Origin of the sequence: Brevibacterium spongiae, assembly GCF_026168515.1 — a bacterium.
GTDB classification, from domain to species: Bacteria; Actinomycetota; Actinomycetes; order Actinomycetales; family Brevibacteriaceae; genus Brevibacterium; species Brevibacterium spongiae.
The window spans coordinates 3,677,211-3,696,987 of the sequence record NZ_CP093443.1 but is presented as its reverse complement, the minus strand read 5'-3'; the positions used below and the strand labels follow the sequence as shown (position 1 = coordinate 3,696,987).

The window sequence follows — 19,777 nt, the reverse complement described above, 5'->3', positions numbered from 1 at the left end:
AAATGTGTGTCCCGATTGACCTGTGCCGAATTCCCGTCTGCGGTCCCATTTTCGGGACATGAGGCGTAGAGTTGTGAGCTTCAGCGATGAATGGCGGTTGTTTTACAGACTGAGATGGCGGCTCAAGTCGAGAAGGATTAATAGGCGAGTCTCTTCCGGTCCATATCGTGGTCGTCGAGACTACCTAGAGCGGTGACGACTCATCGCGTTGAGGATCACACGAGAGTGGACCAGTAGTCCCAGAAGCGGTTGGCGATCAAAACGATGATGAGGAGGTACCAGCCGGTCAGGATCGCTCCCCGGTATTCGTTGAGCGCAGTGATCCATTTCGTTTCCTTGCTCAGTGATCTGAGGTTTCGGGTAGAGGCGTACCAAAAGATGGGGATCGTCACTGCCCACACTGCCATGCAGTAAGGACATAGAGCCCCGATGACGTAGAGGCTCTGATAGATCAACCAGTGCACGAATATGACCGCGAACGTTACACCGATCTGAATGGTGGCCCAGTACCAGGCTGTGTATCGCCCTCCAGCGAGAAGACCTACGCCGATAGCCGCGACGATGGCGAAGCCTGCGACGCCGATGATCGGGTTCGGAACACCAAATGCCGCGGCTTGCGGAGTCGCCATTACCGAGCCACAGGAGAGAACTGGGTTGACGTTGCAGCTGGGGATATAGTCCGGATTGGCTGCCAGTGTCATTTTCTCCACCAGCAACACCACAGCCGCTATCAACCCGATGAGCCCGCCTACGACGAACAACGCTGCCAGGCCATGGGGCGAGGTGACCGGGGCTTCTTGTGTCTCCGTCTCGTTGCCGGTCTCAGTCTTGGAGGGCAGCATCGAAGGCTTCCTCCAGGTCAGTGACGCTTTCGGGTTGGAGCTTCTCGCCGTCGAGGAAGAACGTTGGCGTGCCGGTGACACCGAGGGCCTGCCCGTCCTTCTGGCTCTGCTCAACGCGCTCGAGAGTGGCCGGATCATCATAGGATGCGGTGAACTGGTCCATGTCCAGGCCGAGTTCCTTAGCGTAACCAGAGAACTTCTCGCGTTGTGATGTCTCCTGGTGGCCCCATTCGTCTACCGTTTCGAACAAACGTTGATACATCGCCTCGAACTCGCCCTGTTCAGCAGCCGCCTCGGCGGCCAGGGCTGCGTTGACGGAGTTGTTATGTAAGGGCATATGTCGCACGACGAATGTGACACGGTCCCCGTATTCCTTTCGCAGGTCCTCGATGACCGGGTAAAGAGACAGGCAGCCTTCGCACTCGAAATCAAGGAACTCCACGAACACTGCTTCGCCACCCTTAGACAAGCGGGGGCTGTCATCGCGGACCAGTAAGTCGGCGGTGTCTGCACTGGTGGGAGCAGTTTCCGGTTCTGGTTCGTTGCTGTCGTCATTGAACACCAGCAGACCGGCGAGGACGAGGGCGGCGACGCCGATCATTGCTAGGGAGATTTTCACGCTGCGGCTCAACGGTCGCTCACTTTCACGTAGGTCTTCGAGGATGGCATCATGCTGGCATCACTCACATCGGATGGGTGGAAAAACTGCGGTTCGTGTAAACGGATCTGCGCTCAATGACAATGACAACCGCCCTTGCAATCTCATGCACCAGTCTGGAAGCCACAATATTGAGAACAGCGATGGAGAACGGAAGGCATCATGATGCTATCCAGAACCCAAAAGACATATCCAGTCACTACTGGTCGCCCAGTCTTGGCTGGATCCAGGCTTAGGGCATCGTTCTCACGATTGTGATTGTAAATTCGACCGCGGCTGACTTCACTGTAAATGCTGATCCGCCTGCCGGAACTCTCGATGCTCAGTTGCTCGCGTTGGTGCGCACGTACAGTGCTTCGGCGATCCTGCGGTCGAGCACCTCCCAGTACGAGCGGCCGTCGAGATACTGCAGCCTGATCTCGATTGGTCATCATTTCAATTCTGGTCGTCGCGGATCATGAAGAGCGTTCCTGCAACCGCTACTATGACGATCACGATGTCAGCGATGTTGCCGATGAACCAGTTGCCGTAGGCGAGGAAGTCCACGACGTGCCCCTGCGCGAATCCTGGTTGGCGGAAGAGTCTGTCTCCGGCGTGCGAGGCGGCGGCCCCGCCGAGCGCACCGATCCCCACCGCCCACCCGGGCCGTCGGACACGAAACGCGAAGACAAGCGCGGCAATGGCGACGGCCACGGCCACCAGAGCAAACACCCAGGTGAACCCCTCGCCGAAGGAGAACGCCGCGCCGGGATTGTAGGCGAGCTGCAAGCCCAGCAGGTCACCGACCAGCGGGATTCGCTCACCCTCGATGAGCGTGGCCTGGGCCCACGCTTTCGTTCCCTGATCGATTAGGACGACGACCAGGGCCAGCAGGAGCGACGCTGCGGTGAGCCGCCAGCGCCCCCTCTGCGGCGGCTCTACCGACGCCGGCTCAATGTCGGAGGTCGCGTCCGGGGTCATGCGAGGGCCTCGATGAGGCGGATGATGACGCCGGACTCGACCAGGATGAACAGGCCCAGTCCGATGAACACGACCGGGACGAGCCAGTGCTCGACGCGTTCGAGCGTTTCGGTGACGGCCTTGTGAGTTCCGATTAGGCGTCCGGCCGCGCACCACACGGCGACGAGTATCAGGAATACGACGATCATGATCGTGACGTCGCCGGGCGAGCTGGTGCGGAAAATGGGCGTGTAGAGCGAGATATTGTCGGCCCCGTTGGCGATCGTGATCCCGGCGACGCCCCACAGCCCGACCGCGGCGATCTTGTCATCGTCATCGCCGTTGCGGCGCAAGCCGCGCACGAGGGCCCAGATACCGATGCCGAGCGGGATCAAGCCGAGGAATCCCACCCACTCATCCGGGATGATCGTGAGACCGAGCGCAGCGACCACGCTGATCACGACGAGGGTGATGAACCCGAGGTACTGGCCCACGACGATCTGCCATGGACGAAGCTGGCCTCGGCGAGAGGCGAGGAACAGCACTGTGAGCACGACGATGTCGTCGATGTTGGTCGCAGCGAACAGTCCGATCGCTGATCCGATGGTCGTGAGCATCAGCTCTCCAATCGTGATCTGCGGGTGCGGGCAGCACGCAGACCGTTGAGGATCACGACGACCTCCGCGACCTCATGGACCAGGACGACAGTGGCGAGCCCCAGGACCCCAAACAGGGCCAGAGGGAGCAGTACGGCGATAATCAGCAGCGACAGAATGATGTTCTGATTAATGATCCGCCGACCACGGCGGGCGTGATCGAACGCACGCGGGATCAGGCGGAGGTCGTGGCCGGTGAAGGCGACGTCGGCGGACTCGATCGCTGCGTCGGAGCCGGTAGCTCCCATCGCGATGCCAATATCCGCGGCCGCGAGAGCCGGGGCGTCGTTGATGCCGTCTCCGATCATCGCGACTGACCCCACCTTCGACAGATCACCGATCGCAGCAGACTTGTCCTCGGGACGCAGCTCCGCGCGCACGTCATTGATGCCCGCCTGGCCAGCCAGCGCACCAGCGGTCCGGGCGTTGTCTCCGGTGAGCATCGTCATCCCAATGCCCTGATCCGCGAGCGTGCCGACGACCTCGGAGACTTCAGGGCGCAGCTCATCACGGACACCAACCGCCGCGGCCGGGAAGCCGTCGCGGTGGACGATCACGACGGTCATGCCTTGCTCTTCCAGGGTTGAGACCTGGCCACCGAGCTCGCCGGCGTCGAGCCAGCGGGGGCTGCCGACGGTGATACGAGCGCCGTCGACAATGCCTTCGACGCCGTATCCGGTCTGCTCGGTCACGTTCGCAGCTGCGGGCACACCGGGTGCAGATGCCGTGATCGCTGCCGCGAGGGGATGCGTGCTGTGCTGCTCCAGCGCCGCCGCCCAGGCCAGCGCCTGCGTCTCAGCAACGCCGTCCACGGTCAGGACGGCGGTGACCGCGGGCTCGTTGCGGGTCAGGGTGCCGGTCTTGTCGACGGCGACGTGCCGGATCGTGCCGAAGCGCTCGAAGACGGCACCGGACTTGATGATCACGCCGAACTTGCTCGCCGCACCGATCGCGGCGACGACCGTCAACGGCACCGAGATCGCCAACGCACATGGAGAGGCGGCGACCAGCACGACGAGCGCACGCGTGATCCACACATCCGGGTCACTCAACAGCGACCCAAGGATCGCGACCACCGCAGCGAGGATCAGAACGCCGGGCACCAGTGGACGGGCGATCCTGTCCGCGAGACGAGCACGCTCGCCCTTCTCCGTCTGTGCCTGCTCCACCAGCTCGACGATCGTGGTCAGCGAGTTATCGGTGCCCGCCGCAGTCGTCTCGACCTCCAGCGCGCCCGAGCTGTTGATCGCGCCCGCCGACACCTCATCACCCGGATCGACCTCGACCGGAATCGACTCCCCAGTGATCGCCGACGTATCCAGGCTGGAGCGCCCCGAGCGGACGATCCCATCGGTCGCGATCCGCTCGCCTGGGCGGACGAGCAAGATTTGCCCGGCAACCAGCTCCTTCGCGGGGACCTCGACGGAGACGCCGTCGCGCAACACGATCGCCGTCTCCGGCACGAGCTTCAGCAACGCCCGCAACCCGCCCCGGGCGCGGTCCATCGCCTTATCCTCCAGCGCCTCAGCGATCGAATACAGGAACGCCAGAGCCGCAGCCTCCTCGACATACCCGAGGATGACAGCGCCGATCGCACTGATCGACATCAACAGCCCGATACCGAGCTTGCCCTTGAAAAGCTTCCGGATCGCTCCCGGAGTGAACGTCGACGCGCCCAGCAACAGACCGATCCAGAACAGCACAAGCCCCAGGATCTCGAGGGCGGACCAATCGAAGATCAGCCCGGTCAGGAACGCAACGCCGGAGAACACCGGCACCATGATTCCGCGATCCTTCCACCAGGGCCTCTCTACTTCTTCGATTTCCTCTCCCGCCGTGGCAGCAGGCTCGTGCTCGCAGCCGCACGCCGCGCTCACGCGTCGGCCCCCGCTCCGCAGCACCCCGGCACTATGCACGCCGAATCCACGCACGGCGCGTGCTCATCCACGGCCAGCGTCACGTCCACCAGCGCGACGAGCGCAGCAGCGAGGTGCGGATCGGCGATCTCGTATCGCGTCTGTCGGCCCTCCGGCTCAGCGACCACGATCCCGCAATCGCGCAGGCAGGTCAGATGGTTCGACACGTTCGAACGCGTCAATTCCAACTCTCGAGAGAGCACAGCCGGGTAACTCGGAGCGTCGAGCAGCGTCATCAGAATCTTGGAGCGCGTCGGATCCGCCATAGCCCGGCCGAGCCGGTTCATGACGTCGAGGCGTGAAGCAATAGTCAGCATGTACTAAACTATACAGTGCCAGCTGACCTATGTGTAATCTAGAGTCGCATGCTTGATCACCGATACCGTGAAGCCGTTTTTGACCCACAGTGGTACACAAAGAGGCTCAACGGTAAGCGCTGCGGCGCGGAAGCGGATATGCCCAATAAGGAATGGCCATCACCCTCCTGCCTGCTCGGCGGTGAGCTTAGACAGCTGTGATCCATATCCCCGCTGGCAGGCCATGTGATTCGAGTCTGAATTCTACGAATTGTAGAATTATCTTAAGAATTCATACTGCCCAAGGAGCCAACGTGCAAAACACCTATGCGCAGCGATCGCGACTTCGATCCTTTTCCCGCCTGGCCTACGGGAGCGCTTTGCTCGCGGTCACGCTGGGTGCGATCACCGGATGCGCACCCTCCGACAAGAACGCTGGGGACTCTTCGGGATCAAATGATCAGGGGTACGTGGCAGGCACGGGAGTGATCACCCAGATTCCCGAATCGCAACGCTCAACACCCGTACAGCTGGCCGGAAAAACGACGAACGGGGACGCCTTCGACCTACAAGAATGGCAGGGCAGCCCAGTGGTATTGAACTTGTGGTACGCAGCGTGCCCACCGTGTCGAGAAGAGGCACCAGACCTTCAGGAAAGCTACGAATCGTTTAGCGAGGAGGGAGTGGCCTTCCTGGGAATCAATGTCCGAGATGAAGCTGCCGCGGCAAACGCATTTGCTCGACAATTCGGCATCACCTACCCCTCCATGCTCGACAAAGAAGGGCGGGCAGTGGCGGCCTTGAGCGGTCTTCTTCCACCGCAGGCCGTACCGTCGACGGTGATTCTCGATTCCAAGGGCCGTCCTGCTGCTCGCGTCGTCGGGATCGTCGATCGCTCGACTCTCGACGGCCTTATTTCCGATGTAATCACCAAGGACACGTGATCGCTGTGGCAACGATCGGTGAACAGTTCTCACAGATAGCAAGCTCGGGCCCGATGCTGCTGGCAATCCCGATTGCAGTGATCGCCGGGATCATCTCGTTCCTGTCGCCATGCGTGCTACCCCTGGTGCCTGGCTATCTTGGCTATGTCACTGGACTTGCCGGGAAGTCACTCGAAGATCAGAAGACACTCCGCGTGGTCATCGGTGTGTTCTTGTTCATGCTCGGCTTTTCGGCAGTCTTCGTCTCAATTGGACTCGTCTTTTCTCTCACAGGGATACTTCTCAGCGCCTGGGCGGACGTGATCAATCGCATCATGGGTGCGATCGTCATCGTGGCAGGGATCATCTTCATGGGCGGGTTGAGTCTCCTCCAGCGGGAGTGGCGTATCAAGAGCCGCCCTCAGGCGGGACTGTGGGGAGCACCGCTTCTCGGCGGAACGTTCGCGTTCAGCTGGGCCCCGTGCATGGGGCCGACATTAGCGGCAGTACTTGCCTTGACGACCAGTTTCGGGCCGACAGGATCCGGTGCCTTGCTCCGCGGGACCATATTGACCCTCAGCTATTGCCTGGGTCTTGGCATTCCCTTCCTGCTTGTCTCTTTGCTACTCATCAGAGGCGGCGGTCGCATGAGGTGGGTCAAAGATCACCACGTCGCGATTACCCGTGCTGGAGGGGCCGTTCTCATCGGAATCGGAATACTGCTGATCACTGGAGTCTGGACTCAATGGGTCAACGGACTGCAGGGACTTATTGGTGGATTTTCCACCGTGGTCTGAAACGACCATTCACGTCTGAAGGGAAATGAATAGGCAGCACAGATGCGTCTCGCTCAACCATCGGTTGTTCGCATTCATCGGCCGTGTCAGGCGGTACCGTGTGTGGCAACGACGGCGTTTGCCATGAGGGCCACACACTCGACTATTTCTTCAGGAAAGTACTTCCCTTTCGTCACCGTACACCGTTCCATCTAATCAGCGGGAGACATCGGGTAAGGACCGATTGGTGTCTGTCGCATCGCTGGAAGTTGGGCGGGATTTGTACGAAAGGAACGTGGCGAGCACTCCTGCCAGAGGGGCAACCCCGATCAGGAGAACTGACGTGCCTGCATTTTGCTGGTCGACGGCGATTGACGGCCCCCATGTTCGGTCGAGGCTGCTGAACCAGTCCACCTCGAGGACCGGACTCACACCGAATGCGAGCATATTGGCCCAGAGCAGGAGGATACCACCGACTCCAGCAATGGTAAGGATCTGCCGGCGACGAGTTCGCGACTTCGATTGAGTGCAGATGACCGTGGTCATGAACCAGAATCCGATGATCAGGAAGTACAGATTGGTTACTTGGTGGGCGATCCAGAAATCTAATGCCAGTCGCAACAACGGAGTGTAGTAAAACAATGCGAACGAAAGGATTAAGACTGTACCGCTGAGCAGCGGATCCCTGACCACGGTGCTGACTGTCGGGTTGCTTGCCTCGATCCATTCCCGCGGTCCTCGGCTGCCGTCGGTACGCCGGGGCACGCTCAGGCGCAACAAGTCCAGGGGTGCTCCGATCGCCAGGAGAAGTGGAATGAGGACTGCGATGGCCAGGAGCATGACGGTGTGGGCGCTGATGAGGACCATGCCGTAGATCGTCGGGGCACCACACGTGACATAAACAAGCAGGACAATGCCGGTGAACCAGCTGACGGTGCGTTTCCGTGGCCATTTGTCTCCAGTCATGCGAGCCTTGCGCACTCCGAGGAGATAGACGGCGGCAGCAGTGAGGATGAACGCTAACCAGAGCCAGTCCCACCGCCATTCGCTGAGCCACCGGTACCAGGTCAGGGCCGGTGGCATGGGATAGTCGGTGAGGACTTCGGCGGGGGTGATCGCTGGCTCGAGTTCAAGCGGGACAGGAGGGGCTGTTCGTCCCAGTGCCGCGGTGACGCCGATGACTGCGCCCATGATAAGGACTTCGGCAATGACCAATCGCCAGGCAAGTAGTGTGCCGGATCTGCTTCGGACTTGGGTCATGGCCCATTGGCGATGGGCGAATCCGATGGCTCCGAGCAGCAGGGTTGCCGAGAACTTGATGAGGATCAGCTGACCGTAGCGGCTCAGCAGCCCGTCCCATTCGCCGAGGCGGAGGGCAGCGTTGATCACACCGGAGCTAAGGACGAGGAAGAACGCCACGCCGGCCAGTGCAGAGAAGCGGGCGATCACCGATTTTGTCACGAGCGTGGTACTCGTTGAGGCCAGCACGGGGATGGTCACGGCAAGTGCTGCCACGCCACCCACCCAGACAAGGACTCCGAGCCAGTGCACAGCCAGTGCACCGACACCGGCGTAATGGTCGTCGCTGCCTGCAGCATGACCGATGAGTGAAATGGGGACGATGGCAGTCAGCGCGAGCAGGGCTGTGCATGCTAGGCCGGTTGTGGAGCGAAAGAAGAAGGCTAAGTTGCACACGAGGAAGGCAATGACGGTGATTGCACCCCAGGCTTGGCCGACGATGAGGTCAGTGAGGAAGTAGGTCAGCTGACTTAGGAATGAATCGCCCCGGGGATAATAGAGGCAGGGAGATTGGAAGAAGGAGATTCTCTCTTGCCAGTGAAATACACCGACGAACTCAAGGCTCGTGCCGTCGAGCTCGTCTTGCATGCCCAGGCCGACCCAGACACCGCGAACGGAGCGGTCACCCGCGTCGCGAACGAACTCGGCCTGAGCAAAGAGACCCTGCGAGTCTGGGTACGTAAGCACAAAGACTCCGGCAAAGCCACACCGACTGAGTCAGTCGATCTTGAGGCCGAAAACCGCCGACTGCGGGCTGAGTTGGCTGAAGCGAAGCGGGCCAACGAGATTCTGAAGAGGGCATCGGCTTTCTTCGCGGCGGAGCTCGACCGCCCATCGAAGTGATCGTCGCCTTCATCGACGACAATCGCGACGAGTTCGGAGTCGAGCCAATCGTGCGCGCCCTGAAAGGGACTGCCGCGCGGATTGCTGTGAGCTCGTATTACGCCTACAAGAAGCGTCAACCATCAGCCCGGGCCCGCCGGGACCAGGCACTGATGGTGGTCATCCAGGATGTGTATGAGGCGAACTACTCCTGCTACGGGGTGCGGAAGATGTGGAAGGCGATCAACCGCGACTACGCTGACCAGTTCGGTCCGGTGGCCCGCTGCACGGTGGAACGGTTGATGCGCCAGCTAGGCATCGACGGAATCCGGCGGAAGCGGAAACGGCCGAAGACGGACTCAGCCCGTGCCGAGGAGTGTCCGGATGATCTCGTTGAACGTCAGTTCGCAGCACCGGCCCCGAATTGTTTGTGGGTCGCGGATATTACGTATGTTCCGACGTCTGCTGGATGGGTGTACACGACGTTCATCCTTGATGTCTTCCACCGCGAGATCGTCGGCTGGCAGGTGACGAACCATATGCGGGAGTCACTGGCCAGGGACGCACTGACAATGGCTCTCGCTGCGAAATACCGGGCCGGCGAAGACGTCTCGGGGCTCGTCCACCACAGCGACCGCGGCGTGCAATTCCGATCGATTCGCTATGGCGAAACCCTGGCGGAGTCAGAGGTCGTGGCATCTGTGGGATCGCGTGGGGACTCATACGATAACGCTATGGCCGAGGCGCTGAACTCGGTCTACAAGGCAGAACTTATCGACCGGAAAGTGTGGTCGGGGTTGATCGAGGTGATGGCGGAGACGTCGAAGTGGGTGGCCTGGTACAACCAGGAACGACTGCATTCAGCGATTGACTACCGCCCGCCGCTCGAGGTCCGTTCCGAATGGATCAACCAGTCCGCGACAGAGTCTGCGGCTGCTTAGGAAACCAAGAAAAGGAGCCTCTACGAAACCCGGGGCTTGACAGCTGGCTCTGCTGCGCCAGCACGATGACGGTGTCCCTTGGACACGGATCGCGGCCGAATCAGGAGTACCGGTGCGAACGTTGTCACGCTGGGCCGCGAAGTATGGTGCTTTCCCGACGTCCAATGGCCTGCAGCGCCTCCGGCGAGCTGACAACGGCACGAGGCGAATACTGCCCGAGATTGTGGAGATGATCGAAGCTCTGGCGCTTCGTTGCCCCGAGCCCTCAGTCGCGTTTGTTCATCGCCGAGTCAGCGGCATAGCTGCCGATCGGGGACTGCCCGCGCCAAGCTACTCCAGCGTCCGGGGGATCATTGGTGCCATCGACCCGGGCCTGCGCACACTCGCCCAGCACGGCGATGCCGCCTACCGGGACCAGTTCGAATTGGTTTTCCGCCGCACCACATTGAACCCGAACGAACAGTGGCAAGCCGACCACACGCTCTTAGACGTTGCAGTACTCGACCAAGCTGGCGTGCCGGTTCGGCCGTGGTTGACGGTGCTGCTGGATGACTACTCCCGCGCAGTCGCCGGCTACACCCTCTTCCTGGGTGCCCCATCAGCCGAACAGACTGCGCTGGCACTACACCAAGCGGTCAATCAGAAGACGAATCCTGCCTGGCCGGTCTGCGGCCTGCCAGATGTGCTCTATTCCGATCACGGCTCGGACTTCACCTCCGTCCGCCTCGAACGGGTTTGCCTGGACACGCAGATACAGCTCATCCACTCACGCATCGGCGTTCCGCAGGGGCGAGGGAAGATCGAGCGGTTCTATGGCTCCATCACCACCGAGCTCTTGCCGCACCTACCCGGGTATATCCCGCACGGAACGAACGGAGAACCTCTCACGGACCCGGCGCTCAGTCTTGAGCAACTCGACGCGATCCTGGAAAGATTCATTGTCACCGAATACAACCAGCGCCCACACTCCGAAACCCACCAAGCCCCCGTCCACCGCTGGGCAGCTTCCGGCTTCATACCGCGAGCCCCAGTACGGCCGGAGGATTTGGACCTACTTCTGCTGACTGCGGCGACTACAAGGAAGGTCCAACGCGACGGGATTCAGTTCTCCTCCACCCGGTATGTGTCCCCGGTGCTGGCCGCCTACGTCGGTGAACAGGTAACTATCCGGTTCGACCCGCGCGATGTCGGCGAGATCCGCGTCTATTTCAATGATGATTACCTTTGCCGCGCGATCGCTCCCGAGCTCGCCGCCGAGTCCGTCTCGCTACGAGAGCTGCAGGCTGCCCGGTCGCAACGTCGCCGTGACCTCAAGCGACAGCTGCGCCACCGCCGCAGCCTCGCCGACGCGCTGCCGATTGACAGCCGTTATGTCGCGCCTGAACCACCCGAAGCGGAACCGGTCGGCGTCGACGAAGTCCCGCCACGACACGGATTGCGTCTCTATGCCACCGACTGACCCGAAACACAGTCTCCTCAGCAAGGACGATGATGGAAGCCGATTTCTTTTCGGCGATTTCGGGGAGATCAATTCCAGCGCCCCGCCACGGCCCGATTTGCCACCGTTCCAGACGACTCATGAGCATCGCCGCTTCGCAGAGTTCGCTGACGCGGTGCGCACTCATCGCTATATTGGCCTGTGCTGGGGGCCACCGGGGTCGGCAAGACACTCTCCGCCCGGCACTATTCCGGAGTCGATGACTGGGAACAATGGGAATCCTTTTTCTCCGACACCCTCGGCCCTGTGCCGGAACGTGTTCTCGAGGCCCGCACTGCGTTTTTCACTCCCACGGTCGTGGCCACCCCGAAACAAATAGACCAGGGCCTGCCCCGAGCATGTCAACGCATCTCCTACGCCGTCGATTTCGCCGAGCACGGCATCGTCGACCCCTACGTCCATACCGAGTCCCGTTCCAGCGGACGCACCGAGCTGCTCATCATTGACGAAGCCGACCGTCTTAAGGCCACCGGCTTTGAGCAAGTCCGTGACTACTTCGACCATCACCATATGGGCGTCATCCTCATTGGTATGCCGGGCATCGAGAAACGCCTCGCCCGCTACCCGCAGCTCTACAGCCGTATCGGCTTCGCTCACGAGTACCGCCAGTTGAGCGCGGACGAACTCACCGCAGTCCTGGCCAGACGACTTCCAGCTGAGGGCGAGGCAACCGATGGTGGCGTCGCCCACGCAACCGCGATCGCGACTATCGTCCGGATCACCGCAGGCAACTTCCGCCTCGTCGACCGTTTACTCACCCAGATCGAGCGCGTGCAGACCGTGAACGACCTCAACGAGTTGACGCCCGAGGTTGTCGAGGCAGCTCGGCAGGCTCTCCTCATCGGTCACTAAACGCTGTGAAAACCATGCCATTTACCGCTGCGACTCACACCCCTCTGCCGCGCAGAAGTGTCCGATAGCGACCTATGTTTTGGTGCAAATGTCCGTTTGCGACCATCTTTTTCCGAGGAGCGCGTGGTCAGCGTGGTTTTCAGACGCGCATTGCGATAACTGGGTTGAGATTGTCACTTTGGTCGCTCAAAATGACAATCTGAACCCACTTATCTCTGGGGAGGCGGGGGCCGGCAGAGGCTGGCCGGTCGGCCCGACCTCTCAGCCGGCCAGACCGCTCAGCCCGCCGGCCCGCCGGACCGATCGGCCCGAGGAGGCTGGGCCCTCAGCCCAGGGAGTACGGCGCCAGAGCCTGGGTGGTGACGAGGGCTGCGGTCATCGCCTCGTGTCCCTTGTCCTCCTGCGAGCCCTCGAGTCCGGCGCGGTCAAGCCCCTGCTGTTCGGTGTCACAGGTGAGCACGCCGAAGCCCACAGGTTTGCCGGAGTCGATGGCCACGCGGTTCAGGCCGTCGGTGGCGGCCTGGCAGACATAGTCGAAGTGCGGTGTGCCGCCGCGGATGACCACGCCGAGAGCGACGACCGCATCGAAATGCGGGGCCAGTCGGGCCGCGGCGACGGGCAGTTCGAAGCTGCCGGGCACGCGGATGAGCGTGGCCTCGGCACCGGCCTCGGTCGCGGCGCGTTGGGCCCCGTCGACGAGTCCGTCCATGATCTGGGTGTGCCACGAGGCAGCGACGATCGCCACGCGCAGCTCGGCGGCGTCGACGGTGAGTTCAGGTGCTCCGGAATGAGCCATGGGTATGTCCTTTGGTCAGGGCTCCGAAGAGCCGAAACGAATTCTGGTGCGAATGCTGTGGTGGGGTGCTAGGGCTAGGGCCCGGAGTCGCCGGTTCAGCTGGCGACTGCCCCGGTGGAACCGGCTCCGTCATGAGCGGTTCCGGTGACCTCGGGCAGCGTGAGCGCATGGTGCATCCGCTGCCGCTTCGTGGCCAGGTAGTGGGTGTTCTCCGGACGCGCGGCGATCTCGAGCGGCACGACGGACTCGACCGTGACGCCCAGTTCCTCCAGCGCTGCGGTCTTCGCCGGGTTGTTCGTCAGCAGCCGGATGCGGGTGAGCCCGAGCGAGCGCAGAATCAGCGCCGCGGCACGATAGTCGCGTGCGTCATCGGTGAATCCGAGCTCCCGGTTCGCATCCACGGTGTCCCACCCCTGATCCTGCAGCGCGTACGCGCGAAGCTTGTTGCTCAGCCCGATCCCGCGCCCTTCGTGCCCGGTCAGGTAGAGCACCGCCCCGCCCTGTTCGCCGATGAGGTCGAGTGCCCGATCGAGCTGCTCCCCGCAGTCACACCGATGCGAGCCGAAGACATCCCCGGTCAGGCACTCGGAATGCACCCGCACGAGCGGAGCCGGACCCTCGCCGGCAGCGTCGATCGACCCCGCGAACACGCCGAGGTGGTCGTGCCCGTCGATGGTGAATGCGCGGGCCCGCAGGCTCCCGTGCTCCGACGGCAGCGGTACCTCCGCGGTCGACTGCACGGACGATTCGCCCACATCCCGTTCATCGAGGTAGGCGATGAGCTGTTCGATCGAGACCATGACGAGGTCATGGGCGTCCGCGAAGTCACGGACCGCGTCGAAACGCATCATCGATCCGTCGTCATGGACCACCTCGGCGATCATCGCCACCGGCTGCGCCCCGGCCAGCTGCGCGAATTCTACGCCCGCCTCGGTGTGGCCCGGGCGCTCGCGGACTCCGCCGCCCTTCGCAATCAGCGGGAAGACGTGGCCGGGTCGCGAGATCGCCGCTGGGTTGGGGTCGGCGGCGGCGAGGACTCGTCCGGTCTCAGCACGTTCGGCGGCACTGATTCCCGTGGTCACCCCCACGGCATCGCAGCTGATCGTGTAGGCGGTGCCCTTCGGGTCTTCGTTGTCAGTGACCATCGGCGGCAGCTGGAGGGCCGCGGCACGCTCGGCGGTCATCGGCGCGCAGATCACGCCCGAGGTGTGTCGGACGAAGAAGCCCATCGTCGCGGCATCAGCGTATTCGGCTGCCATGATGAGGTCGCCTTCGTTCTCCCGGTCCTCGTCGTCGACGACGAGGACCGGGCGGCCGGCGGCGACAGCGGCGATGGCGTCCGCGATCGAATCGAGGCGGCTTTCGTGAGCGACTGATTCAGTCATGATCGACTCCTTGCTGAGTGCTGTTGTGCGTCTGAGATGGTGAGAAGGACAGGAGGCGGGCGGTGTACTTCGCGAGCACGTCGACCTCGATGTTCACCGCCGCGCCGACCTCGAGTTCGCCGAAGGTCGTGTGCGAGAGGGTGGCCGGGATGAGTCCGACCTCGACCCAGGAGGCAGGATCGGTCGGCTCCGAGACGGCGGTCAGCGTCAGCGACACCCCGTTGAGCGCGATGGACCCCTTCACCGCGGTCAGCGGAGCGAGGTCGGCGGGAATCGCGATGCGCAGGGTCGACCAGTCTGGCCTGTCGGTGCGGTCGATGAGTTCGCCGCGGCCGTCGACGTGACCTTGCACGACGTGGCCGTCGAAACGCCCCGAGGCGGGAGTGCAGCGTTCCAGGTTGACCCGGTCGCCGGTGCCCAGGGTGCCGAGACCTGTCAGGCGCAGAGTCTCGCCCATCACCTCGGCGGTGAAGAGTCCCGGCGCCTGCTCGGCAGAACGCCTCGTCGACGTCAGGCAGACTCCGTTGACGGCCAGAGAGCCGCCGAGATCGAGATCGGCGACGAGTGCCCCGGCGTCGATGGTGATCGTGGCCGAATCGTTCGTGTAGTCGATGGTCTCGACGGTGCCGAGTGCTTCGATGATTCCGGTGAACATGTGCCTCCAAAGTGCTGATTCGCTGGTGCTGAGTCGGTGATGGCTGAGTGTGTGGGTTTGAGCGATGCCCCCGAGGTGGGCGAACGTGCGGTGCGCGCTCGGCTAGGTCGCGGTGACGAAGTGGAGCAGGACGTCGGGGCCCAGCCGGGAGACGGCAGGCACCTCGGTGTCGTCGAGGCTCAGGTGCAGTGCGTCGGTCAAGGTGCCGATGTCGAGTCCGTCCACGCTGTCCCGGCCCTGCCCGAGGAGCAGCGGAGCCTGATAGCAGAAGACCTCGTCGACGATCCCGGCGGTGAAGAAGGCGGCGAGGATCCGTGGGCCACCCTCGACGAGGAGGTGGCGGACCCCCTCGGTGTACAGTCGGTCCACGGCCTCGCCGACGTCATGGGTGCGCAGCTGCAGGGTGTCGGGATTGAGCGCGAGGAACGATTCGGCCGGCAACTCTGTGGTGCCGAGCACGACGGGGCGCGGCTGGTGCTCAAGCTCCATCCCATCAGACCCGCGGGCGTTGAGCCGCGGATCGTCGGACAGTGCCGTGCCGGTGCCGACGAGGATGGCGTCGACGCGGGAGCGGATCTCATGCGCGTGCGACCGTGACTCCTGCGAGGTGATCCATTGGCTGGTCCCATCGGCGGCGGCGACGGCTCCATCGAGGCTCTGCGCGATCTTCACTGTGACGAAGGGGCGGGCATCGTTCATCGCGCGCAACCACCGGGCGTTCAATGCGCGGGAGTCCTCCAAATGCAGTCCCGAGCGCACGGTGAGACCCGCCTCGGCGAGGATCTCACCCCCACCGGAGGCCAGCGGATTCGGATCCGGGGAGGCGAAGATGACGGACGGGATACCGGCGGCGCGGATCGCTTCGGTGCACGGTCCGGTCCTTCCCTGGTGGGAGCAGGGTTCGAGGGTGACCAGCAGGGTCGCGGTGCTCAGGTCGATGCCGAGATCATGGGCGGTGGTGATGACGTCGACCTCGGCGTGGGGCGTGCCGGCACCGCCGTGATGACCGGTGACGATCGTGCCGTCGTCGGTCAGGATCGCGGCGCCCACCAGCGGATTCGCTCCGCGGAACCCTTCGCGGGCAGCGTTGAGGGCGGCGGTCATCGCCGCGGATTCGAGTTCGGTGAACTCCGCTGGGTCCGTGAGCTGCGCGCCCATGAAAAAACCTCCCGAGCCATAGCCGGGAGGGAGGATATTGCGGGTGCAACCATCAGGGCGGTCGGATGCCGATCTCGGTGTACGCGGGTACACCATGACACAGCGGCCGAGGCCACCATGCTCCTCCCATCCAGACTCTGACTGTCGGTTTCGGAATTTCACCGAATCAACCGCCTGCACGAATGCGAGCGGGTCGCGGACTGTAACCGCCGGTACGGAATTTCACCGTCCCCGGAACATGTGAGGCCAGGTTAGCATGACCCTCGCCGAGGCGGGAGTGGCGTCCGTCACGGAGCGACCCATTCCGGGTGGGGCGGGGGAGTAGGGACAGGGGCCGGTTTGTCGATATGCATAACCTGGGTATATAAATAAGTTATGGATGATGTGGATTCAGGTGAGCTCGTATCGCGTCTTGTCGTCGTTTCGTCGCGACTGACCAGGGCCTTCCGGCGAGTGATCGGCAACGAGAACTCATTGGCGGCCCTGCGCGCGCTTGCGGTCGTCGAACAGTATCAGCCTGTGCGGGTCGGACATTTCGCGCAAGGGTATCTGAGTTCGCAGCCTGCCGCGACGAAGCTCCTCGCCAAACTCGAAGAGGCCGGACTCGTCGTCCGTGAGGCGAGCCCCACTGATGGGCGCGCCTCGCAGTTCTCGCTCACCGATGCCGGACGGGCGCGCCTGGCCGAGAACCGTTCGATCATGATCGACCAGATGCAGCCGTACTTCGAATCACTGTCGCCGGAAGAGCGGCTGAGCGTCGATCGTGCGCTCGGTCTGGTCTCGGACTTCCTCAAGGACCGGCATCCCGTCGACTGTGTCGACGAGCCTGCGGACGAGTCGGTCGAGGCGCCCGCGGATGGGCCTCCCGCCGAGTCCGAGGGGCCGGATGCGGCCTCTGGCACGCCTGCGAGCTAGCCGGCGAACTCACCGCGGTCTTCACCTGCGTCGTCAGCAGGTGTCGGACCAGAACAGATTTCAAAACAGAACGCACCACACGAAGAACGCACCACACGAAAGGGGACGCGACCAGCAGATGCGAGCGTCAGCAGACAACGAAAACACAGGGGACGAAACACCCGGCGACACCGGGGCGGGAGCGTCCATTCTCCATCAGCCGCGAGCCGTCTGGGCAGTCGCCTTCGCCGCCGTCATCGCCTTTATGGGCATCGGCCTTGTCGACCCGATCCTGCCGGCGATCTCGGCTGAACTCGACGCCACTCCCGCCCAGTCGATGCTGCTGTTCACCAGCTACCTGTTCATCACCGGCGGCATGATGTTCTTCACGAGCTTCCTGTCCTCGCGCATCGGCGCGAAGACCACGCTGCTCATCGGCCTCGTCCTCATCGTCGCGTTCGCCGCTCTTGCCGGAATCTCCGGTTCCGTCGACCAGATCATCGGTTTCCGTGCCGGTTGGGGGCTCGGCAACGCGCTCTTCATCTCGACCGCATTGTCGACGATCGTCGGTGCTGCTTCCGGCGGCGCGGAGAAGGCGATCATCCTCTACGAGGCGGCTCTGGGCGTCGGCATCGCCACCGGGCCTCTGCTCGGCGGACTGCTCGGCGGCATTTTGTGGCGCGGGCCGTTCTTCGGCACCGCCGTGCTCATGGCGATCGGTTTCATCGCCATCATCGTTCTGCTGCCCGGGAAGAACTCCGGCAGCGGACTGCATACTTCGCCTGAGCCGATCAGGCTCAGCGCAACCTTCCGCGCGCTCGCGCGCCCCGGCGTCCTCGTCCTCGGCGTGGCCGCCCTGCTGTACAACTTCGGATTCTTCATCCTGCTGGCCTACAGCCCGTTCCCGGTCGAAGCCGCCGCAGCGAAGATGGGCATCGAGGACTTCGGAGCGATGGGACTCGGCTGGGTCTTCTTCGGCTGGGGACTCTGCGTCGCCATCACCTCGGTCTTCGTCGCCCCGCTGCTGACGAAGCGCCTGGGACGCCGCCGCAGCCTCGTCGTCACTCTCATCGCGTTGGCCGTTCTGCTGTTCGTGATGGCCTTCCTCGTCGAATCCTTCGTCGGAATCATCGTCTGCATCGTCGTGGCCGGAATGCTCCTCGGCGTGCTCAACACCGTCTTCACCGAATCGGCCATGGAGGTCAGCGATCTGCCTCGCCCCGTCGCCTCGGGCACGTACTCGGGTGTCCGTTTCATCGGCGGAGCCGTTGCTCCGATCGTCGCCGGATCTGTCTCCGAATCGATCAGCGCGGGTGCGCCCTACTTCTTCGGTGCGGGTGTCGTCGTCCTGGCCGTCATCGTCATCGCGATCGGCTGGAAGGCCATTCGTCGGGTCGACGGACACATCGACGAGTCACCGGTAGACGAGGCCTACGCGCTCACCGGAGGCGATGCCTGACCAGGGGAGATGCTTGACCGGGAGAGACGCCTGACCAGGGACGGGATGCCTGACCTGCGAAGACGGCTGACCGGAGCGGTGTCGGATCGGTGCCTGAGGAACCATTTCTCGGGCGCCGTTTCTGTTCCCCGCGGTGCCTGACCGGGGAGCCGAGGAGTCCAGGAGCCTATGGCGATTCGCACCTCGTGATTCGTGTCGGATCGATGACGGAGAGGTGAATGATGGGGGTGTGTTGCAGATCTGGAACCGCGAGAATACGGGACATGGGCGGATTCTGGTGCACAATTGTTCTTGCGAATCCTGTTAGTCAGATGAGAAATCACTGACGAGCAGTGAGCATTCTGTACCACTCCCTTTCACGAAGGCCATCATGTCCTACGACGCGAACGCAGCATACAACTCAGGTTCCGGGGCTCCCGGCCAAGGAGCACCGGGTGCCGGAATGCCCGGTGGTCAGGGCTACGGCGGGCAGGGCTTCGGTGGCGCACCTCGCGGTGCCGCCACCCCCGATGACCTCTCGCTCCCGCTCTACGGTGCGAAGTTCGGCCAGGCCGTCAAGCGCTTCTTCAAGAACTACGTGAAGTTCAGCGGCCGCGCCTCACGCAGCGAGTTCTGGTGGGCGACACTGTTCTGCGTGCTCATTGCGCTCGTGCCTTATATTCTCTTCATCATCGGAGCTGTCATGATGGCGGTCTCAGCCTCCGCCGATCCCTACGGGGGCGGCGCGCCCTCCGGTGGCGGCGCTGCGCTGATGGGTATCGGCGGAGTCCTCTTGGGGTTGATCTTCCTTGCGACGCTCGTGCCGTCGATCTCCGTCTCCTGGCGTCGCCTCCATGATGCCGGCTTCTCCGGTCTGTTCTACCTGCTCACTCTGACCTCTATCGGCGCAATCGTCGTCATCGTCATGACGATCATGCCGCCCAAGCCCGAGGGCCAGCGCTACGACAACTGACTCCCCGGCCCTTGAATTGTTGATGGTCGGCCAGCTTTTTCATCTTCATCGTCACCGATG

Annotated in this window: 20 protein-coding genes, 1 riboswitch and 1 other annotated feature; of the genes, 9 read left to right on the top strand and 11 right to left on the bottom strand. The window is 62.8% G+C overall.

Features of this window, described 5'->3' with window-relative positions; all coding sequences use genetic code 11:
• Window positions 1-215: 215 nt before the first annotated feature.
• The 6 genes from L1F31_RS16650 to cmtR all read right to left on the bottom strand — a co-directional run bounded on the left by L1F31_RS16650 (window position 216) and on the right by cmtR (window position 5,328).
• Entirely contained in the window at window positions 216-842 is a 627-nt protein-coding gene (locus tag L1F31_RS16650; protein ID WP_062862468.1) for a vitamin K epoxide reductase family protein, read from the bottom strand.
• Window positions 823-1,443: a DsbA family protein gene (locus L1F31_RS16645; protein WP_009885363.1), complete on the bottom strand. Its 621-nt coding sequence runs from the start codon at window positions 1,441-1,443 to the stop codon at window positions 823-825. The genes L1F31_RS16650 and L1F31_RS16645 overlap by 20 nt, the downstream gene beginning before the upstream one ends.
• Window positions 1,444-1,935: 492 nt before the next feature.
• On the bottom strand, window positions 1,936-2,460 hold the full coding sequence (locus L1F31_RS16640) for a signal peptidase II (RefSeq protein WP_009885364.1): 525 nt from the start codon (window positions 2,458-2,460) through the stop codon (window positions 1,936-1,938).
• Complete coding sequence (locus tag L1F31_RS16635; protein ID WP_009885365.1) at window positions 2,457-3,056, bottom strand: cadmium resistance transporter; 600 nt, start codon at window positions 3,054-3,056, stop codon at window positions 2,457-2,459. The genes L1F31_RS16640 and L1F31_RS16635 overlap by 4 nt, the downstream gene beginning before the upstream one ends.
• Entirely contained in the window at window positions 3,056-4,972 is a 1,917-nt protein-coding gene (locus L1F31_RS16630) for a heavy metal translocating P-type ATPase (RefSeq protein ID WP_062862466.1), read from the bottom strand. Before L1F31_RS16630 ends, L1F31_RS16635 begins: the two co-directional genes overlap by 1 nt.
• Window positions 4,969-5,328, bottom strand: a complete 360-nt coding sequence (gene cmtR, locus L1F31_RS16625) for a Cd(II)/Pb(II)-sensing metalloregulatory transcriptional regulator CmtR (RefSeq protein ID WP_009885367.1) — start codon at window positions 5,326-5,328, stop codon at window positions 4,969-4,971. The genes L1F31_RS16630 and cmtR overlap by 4 nt, the downstream gene beginning before the upstream one ends.
• Window positions 5,329-5,621: 293 nt before the next feature.
• Between cmtR and L1F31_RS16620 the strand changes: the two genes are divergently transcribed.
• Together L1F31_RS16620 and L1F31_RS16615 are read left to right on the top strand one after the other, a co-directional pair.
• Window positions 5,622-6,251, top strand: a complete 630-nt coding sequence (locus L1F31_RS16620) for a TlpA family protein disulfide reductase (RefSeq protein ID WP_082819470.1) — start codon at window positions 5,622-5,624, stop codon at window positions 6,249-6,251.
• Window positions 6,248-7,027, top strand: a complete 780-nt coding sequence (locus L1F31_RS16615; RefSeq protein ID WP_062862465.1) for a cytochrome c biogenesis CcdA family protein — start codon at window positions 6,248-6,250, stop codon at window positions 7,025-7,027. Before L1F31_RS16620 ends, L1F31_RS16615 begins: the two co-directional genes overlap by 4 nt.
• A 195-nt stretch (window positions 7,028-7,222) precedes the next feature.
• Here L1F31_RS16615 and L1F31_RS16610 read toward each other — a convergent pair whose 3' ends face one another.
• The gene (locus tag L1F31_RS16610) at window positions 7,223-8,893 is read right to left on the bottom strand and encodes a bifunctional copper resistance protein CopD/cytochrome c oxidase assembly protein (RefSeq protein WP_265418339.1); all 1,671 of its coding nucleotides are present in this window, start codon (window positions 8,891-8,893) and stop codon (window positions 7,223-7,225) included.
• Between L1F31_RS16610 and L1F31_RS16605 the strand changes: the two genes are divergently transcribed.
• The 4 genes from L1F31_RS16605 (at window position 8,843) to L1F31_RS16590 (ending at window position 12,418) form a co-directional block, all read left to right on the top strand.
• Complete coding sequence (locus L1F31_RS16605; protein ID WP_265418338.1) at window positions 8,843-9,148, top strand: transposase; 306 nt, start codon at window positions 8,843-8,845, stop codon at window positions 9,146-9,148. The genes L1F31_RS16610 and L1F31_RS16605 overlap by 51 nt on opposite strands.
• Window positions 9,109-9,237: a sequence feature (AL1L pseudoknot), on the top strand. It overlaps the preceding gene by 40 nt.
• Window positions 9,145-10,068 (top strand): IS3 family transposase, encoded by a 924-nt coding sequence (locus tag L1F31_RS16600; RefSeq protein WP_346732468.1) that lies wholly within the window; start codon window positions 9,145-9,147, stop codon window positions 10,066-10,068. Its footprint overlaps the feature before it by 93 nt. The genes L1F31_RS16605 and L1F31_RS16600 overlap by 4 nt, the downstream gene beginning before the upstream one ends.
• A gap of 229 nt (window positions 10,069-10,297) precedes the next feature.
• Entirely contained in the window at window positions 10,298-11,527 is a 1,230-nt protein-coding gene (locus tag L1F31_RS16595) for a Mu transposase C-terminal domain-containing protein (RefSeq protein ID WP_265418336.1), read from the top strand.
• Window positions 11,528-11,707: 180 nt separating this feature from the next.
• A complete protein-coding gene (locus tag L1F31_RS16590; RefSeq protein ID WP_265418335.1) occupies window positions 11,708-12,418 on the top strand; it encodes an AAA family ATPase in 711 nt (236 codons plus the stop codon).
• Between the two features lie 325 nt (window positions 12,419-12,743).
• Here L1F31_RS16590 and ribH read toward each other — a convergent pair whose 3' ends face one another.
• From ribH to ribD, 4 genes are all read right to left on the bottom strand, one after another.
• The gene (gene ribH / locus L1F31_RS16585; protein WP_265418334.1) at window positions 12,744-13,214 is read right to left on the bottom strand and encodes a 6,7-dimethyl-8-ribityllumazine synthase; all 471 of its coding nucleotides are present in this window, start codon (window positions 13,212-13,214) and stop codon (window positions 12,744-12,746) included.
• A 95-nt stretch (window positions 13,215-13,309) separates the two neighbouring features.
• Entirely contained in the window at window positions 13,310-14,599 is a 1,290-nt protein-coding gene (gene ribA, locus L1F31_RS16580; protein WP_265418333.1) for a GTP cyclohydrolase II, read from the bottom strand.
• Window positions 14,592-15,254 (bottom strand): riboflavin synthase, encoded by a 663-nt coding sequence (locus L1F31_RS16575; RefSeq protein ID WP_265418332.1) that lies wholly within the window; start codon window positions 15,252-15,254, stop codon window positions 14,592-14,594. The genes ribA and L1F31_RS16575 overlap by 8 nt, the downstream gene beginning before the upstream one ends.
• Window positions 15,255-15,356: 102 nt before the next feature.
• The gene (gene ribD, locus L1F31_RS16570; RefSeq protein ID WP_265418331.1) at window positions 15,357-16,412 is read right to left on the bottom strand and encodes a bifunctional diaminohydroxyphosphoribosylaminopyrimidine deaminase/5-amino-6-(5-phosphoribosylamino)uracil reductase RibD; all 1,056 of its coding nucleotides are present in this window, start codon (window positions 16,410-16,412) and stop codon (window positions 15,357-15,359) included.
• Window positions 16,413-16,526: 114 nt separating this feature from the next.
• A riboswitch (FMN riboswitch) is annotated at window positions 16,527-16,655 on the bottom strand.
• Window positions 16,656-16,787: 132 nt separating this feature from the next.
• Here ribD and L1F31_RS16565 point away from each other — a divergent pair.
• The 3 genes from L1F31_RS16565 (at window position 16,788) to L1F31_RS16555 (ending at window position 19,717) form a co-directional block, all read left to right on the top strand.
• Window positions 16,788-17,327: a MarR family winged helix-turn-helix transcriptional regulator gene (locus L1F31_RS16565; protein ID WP_265418330.1), complete on the top strand. Its 540-nt coding sequence runs from the start codon at window positions 16,788-16,790 to the stop codon at window positions 17,325-17,327.
• 118 nt (window positions 17,328-17,445) lie between these two features.
• Window positions 17,446-18,765 carry an MFS transporter gene (locus tag L1F31_RS16560; protein ID WP_265418329.1) on the top strand — a complete coding sequence of 440 codons (1,320 nt, stop codon included), beginning with the start codon at window positions 17,446-17,448 and terminating at the stop codon, window positions 18,763-18,765.
• A gap of 370 nt (window positions 18,766-19,135) precedes the next feature.
• Window positions 19,136-19,717, top strand: coding sequence for a DUF805 domain-containing protein (locus L1F31_RS16555; RefSeq protein ID WP_265418328.1), 582 nt, complete (start codon window positions 19,136-19,138; stop codon window positions 19,715-19,717).
• Window positions 19,718-19,777: the final 60 nt, after the last annotated feature.

Coding starts and splice junctions, on each gene's coding strand:
- cmtR (WP_009885367.1), bottom strand. CDS start 5,328: ATGCTGACTATTGCTTCACGCCTCGACGTCATGAACCGGCTCGGCCGG.
- L1F31_RS16635 (WP_009885365.1), bottom strand. CDS start 3,056: ATGCTCACGACCATCGGATCAGCGATCGGACTGTTCGCTGCGACCAAC.
- L1F31_RS16565 (WP_265418330.1), top strand. CDS start 16,788: ATGGATGATGTGGATTCAGGTGAGCTCGTATCGCGTCTTGTCGTCGTT.
- L1F31_RS16555 (WP_265418328.1), top strand. CDS start 19,136: ATGTCCTACGACGCGAACGCAGCATACAACTCAGGTTCCGGGGCTCCC.
- ribA (WP_265418333.1), bottom strand. CDS start 14,599: ATGACTGAATCAGTCGCTCACGAAAGCCGCCTCGATTCGATCGCGGAC.
- L1F31_RS16640 (WP_009885364.1), bottom strand. CDS start 2,460: ATGACCCCGGACGCGACCTCCGACATTGAGCCGGCGTCGGTAGAGCCG.
- ribD (WP_265418331.1), bottom strand. CDS start 16,412: ATGGGCGCGCAGCTCACGGACCCAGCGGAGTTCACCGAACTCGAATCC.
- L1F31_RS16575 (WP_265418332.1), bottom strand. CDS start 15,254: ATGTTCACCGGAATCATCGAAGCACTCGGCACCGTCGAGACCATCGAC.
- L1F31_RS16610 (WP_265418339.1), bottom strand. CDS start 8,893: ATGCAAGACGAGCTCGACGGCACGAGCCTTGAGTTCGTCGGTGTATTT.
- L1F31_RS16650 (WP_062862468.1), bottom strand. CDS start 842: ATGCTGCCCTCCAAGACTGAGACCGGCAACGAGACGGAGACACAAGAA.
- ribH (WP_265418334.1), bottom strand. CDS start 13,214: ATGGCTCATTCCGGAGCACCTGAACTCACCGTCGACGCCGCCGAGCTG.
- L1F31_RS16595 (WP_265418336.1), top strand. CDS start 10,298: ATGATCGAAGCTCTGGCGCTTCGTTGCCCCGAGCCCTCAGTCGCGTTT.
- L1F31_RS16560 (WP_265418329.1), top strand. CDS start 17,446: ATGCGAGCGTCAGCAGACAACGAAAACACAGGGGACGAAACACCCGGC.
- L1F31_RS16645 (WP_009885363.1), bottom strand. CDS start 1,443: ATGATCGGCGTCGCCGCCCTCGTCCTCGCCGGTCTGCTGGTGTTCAAT.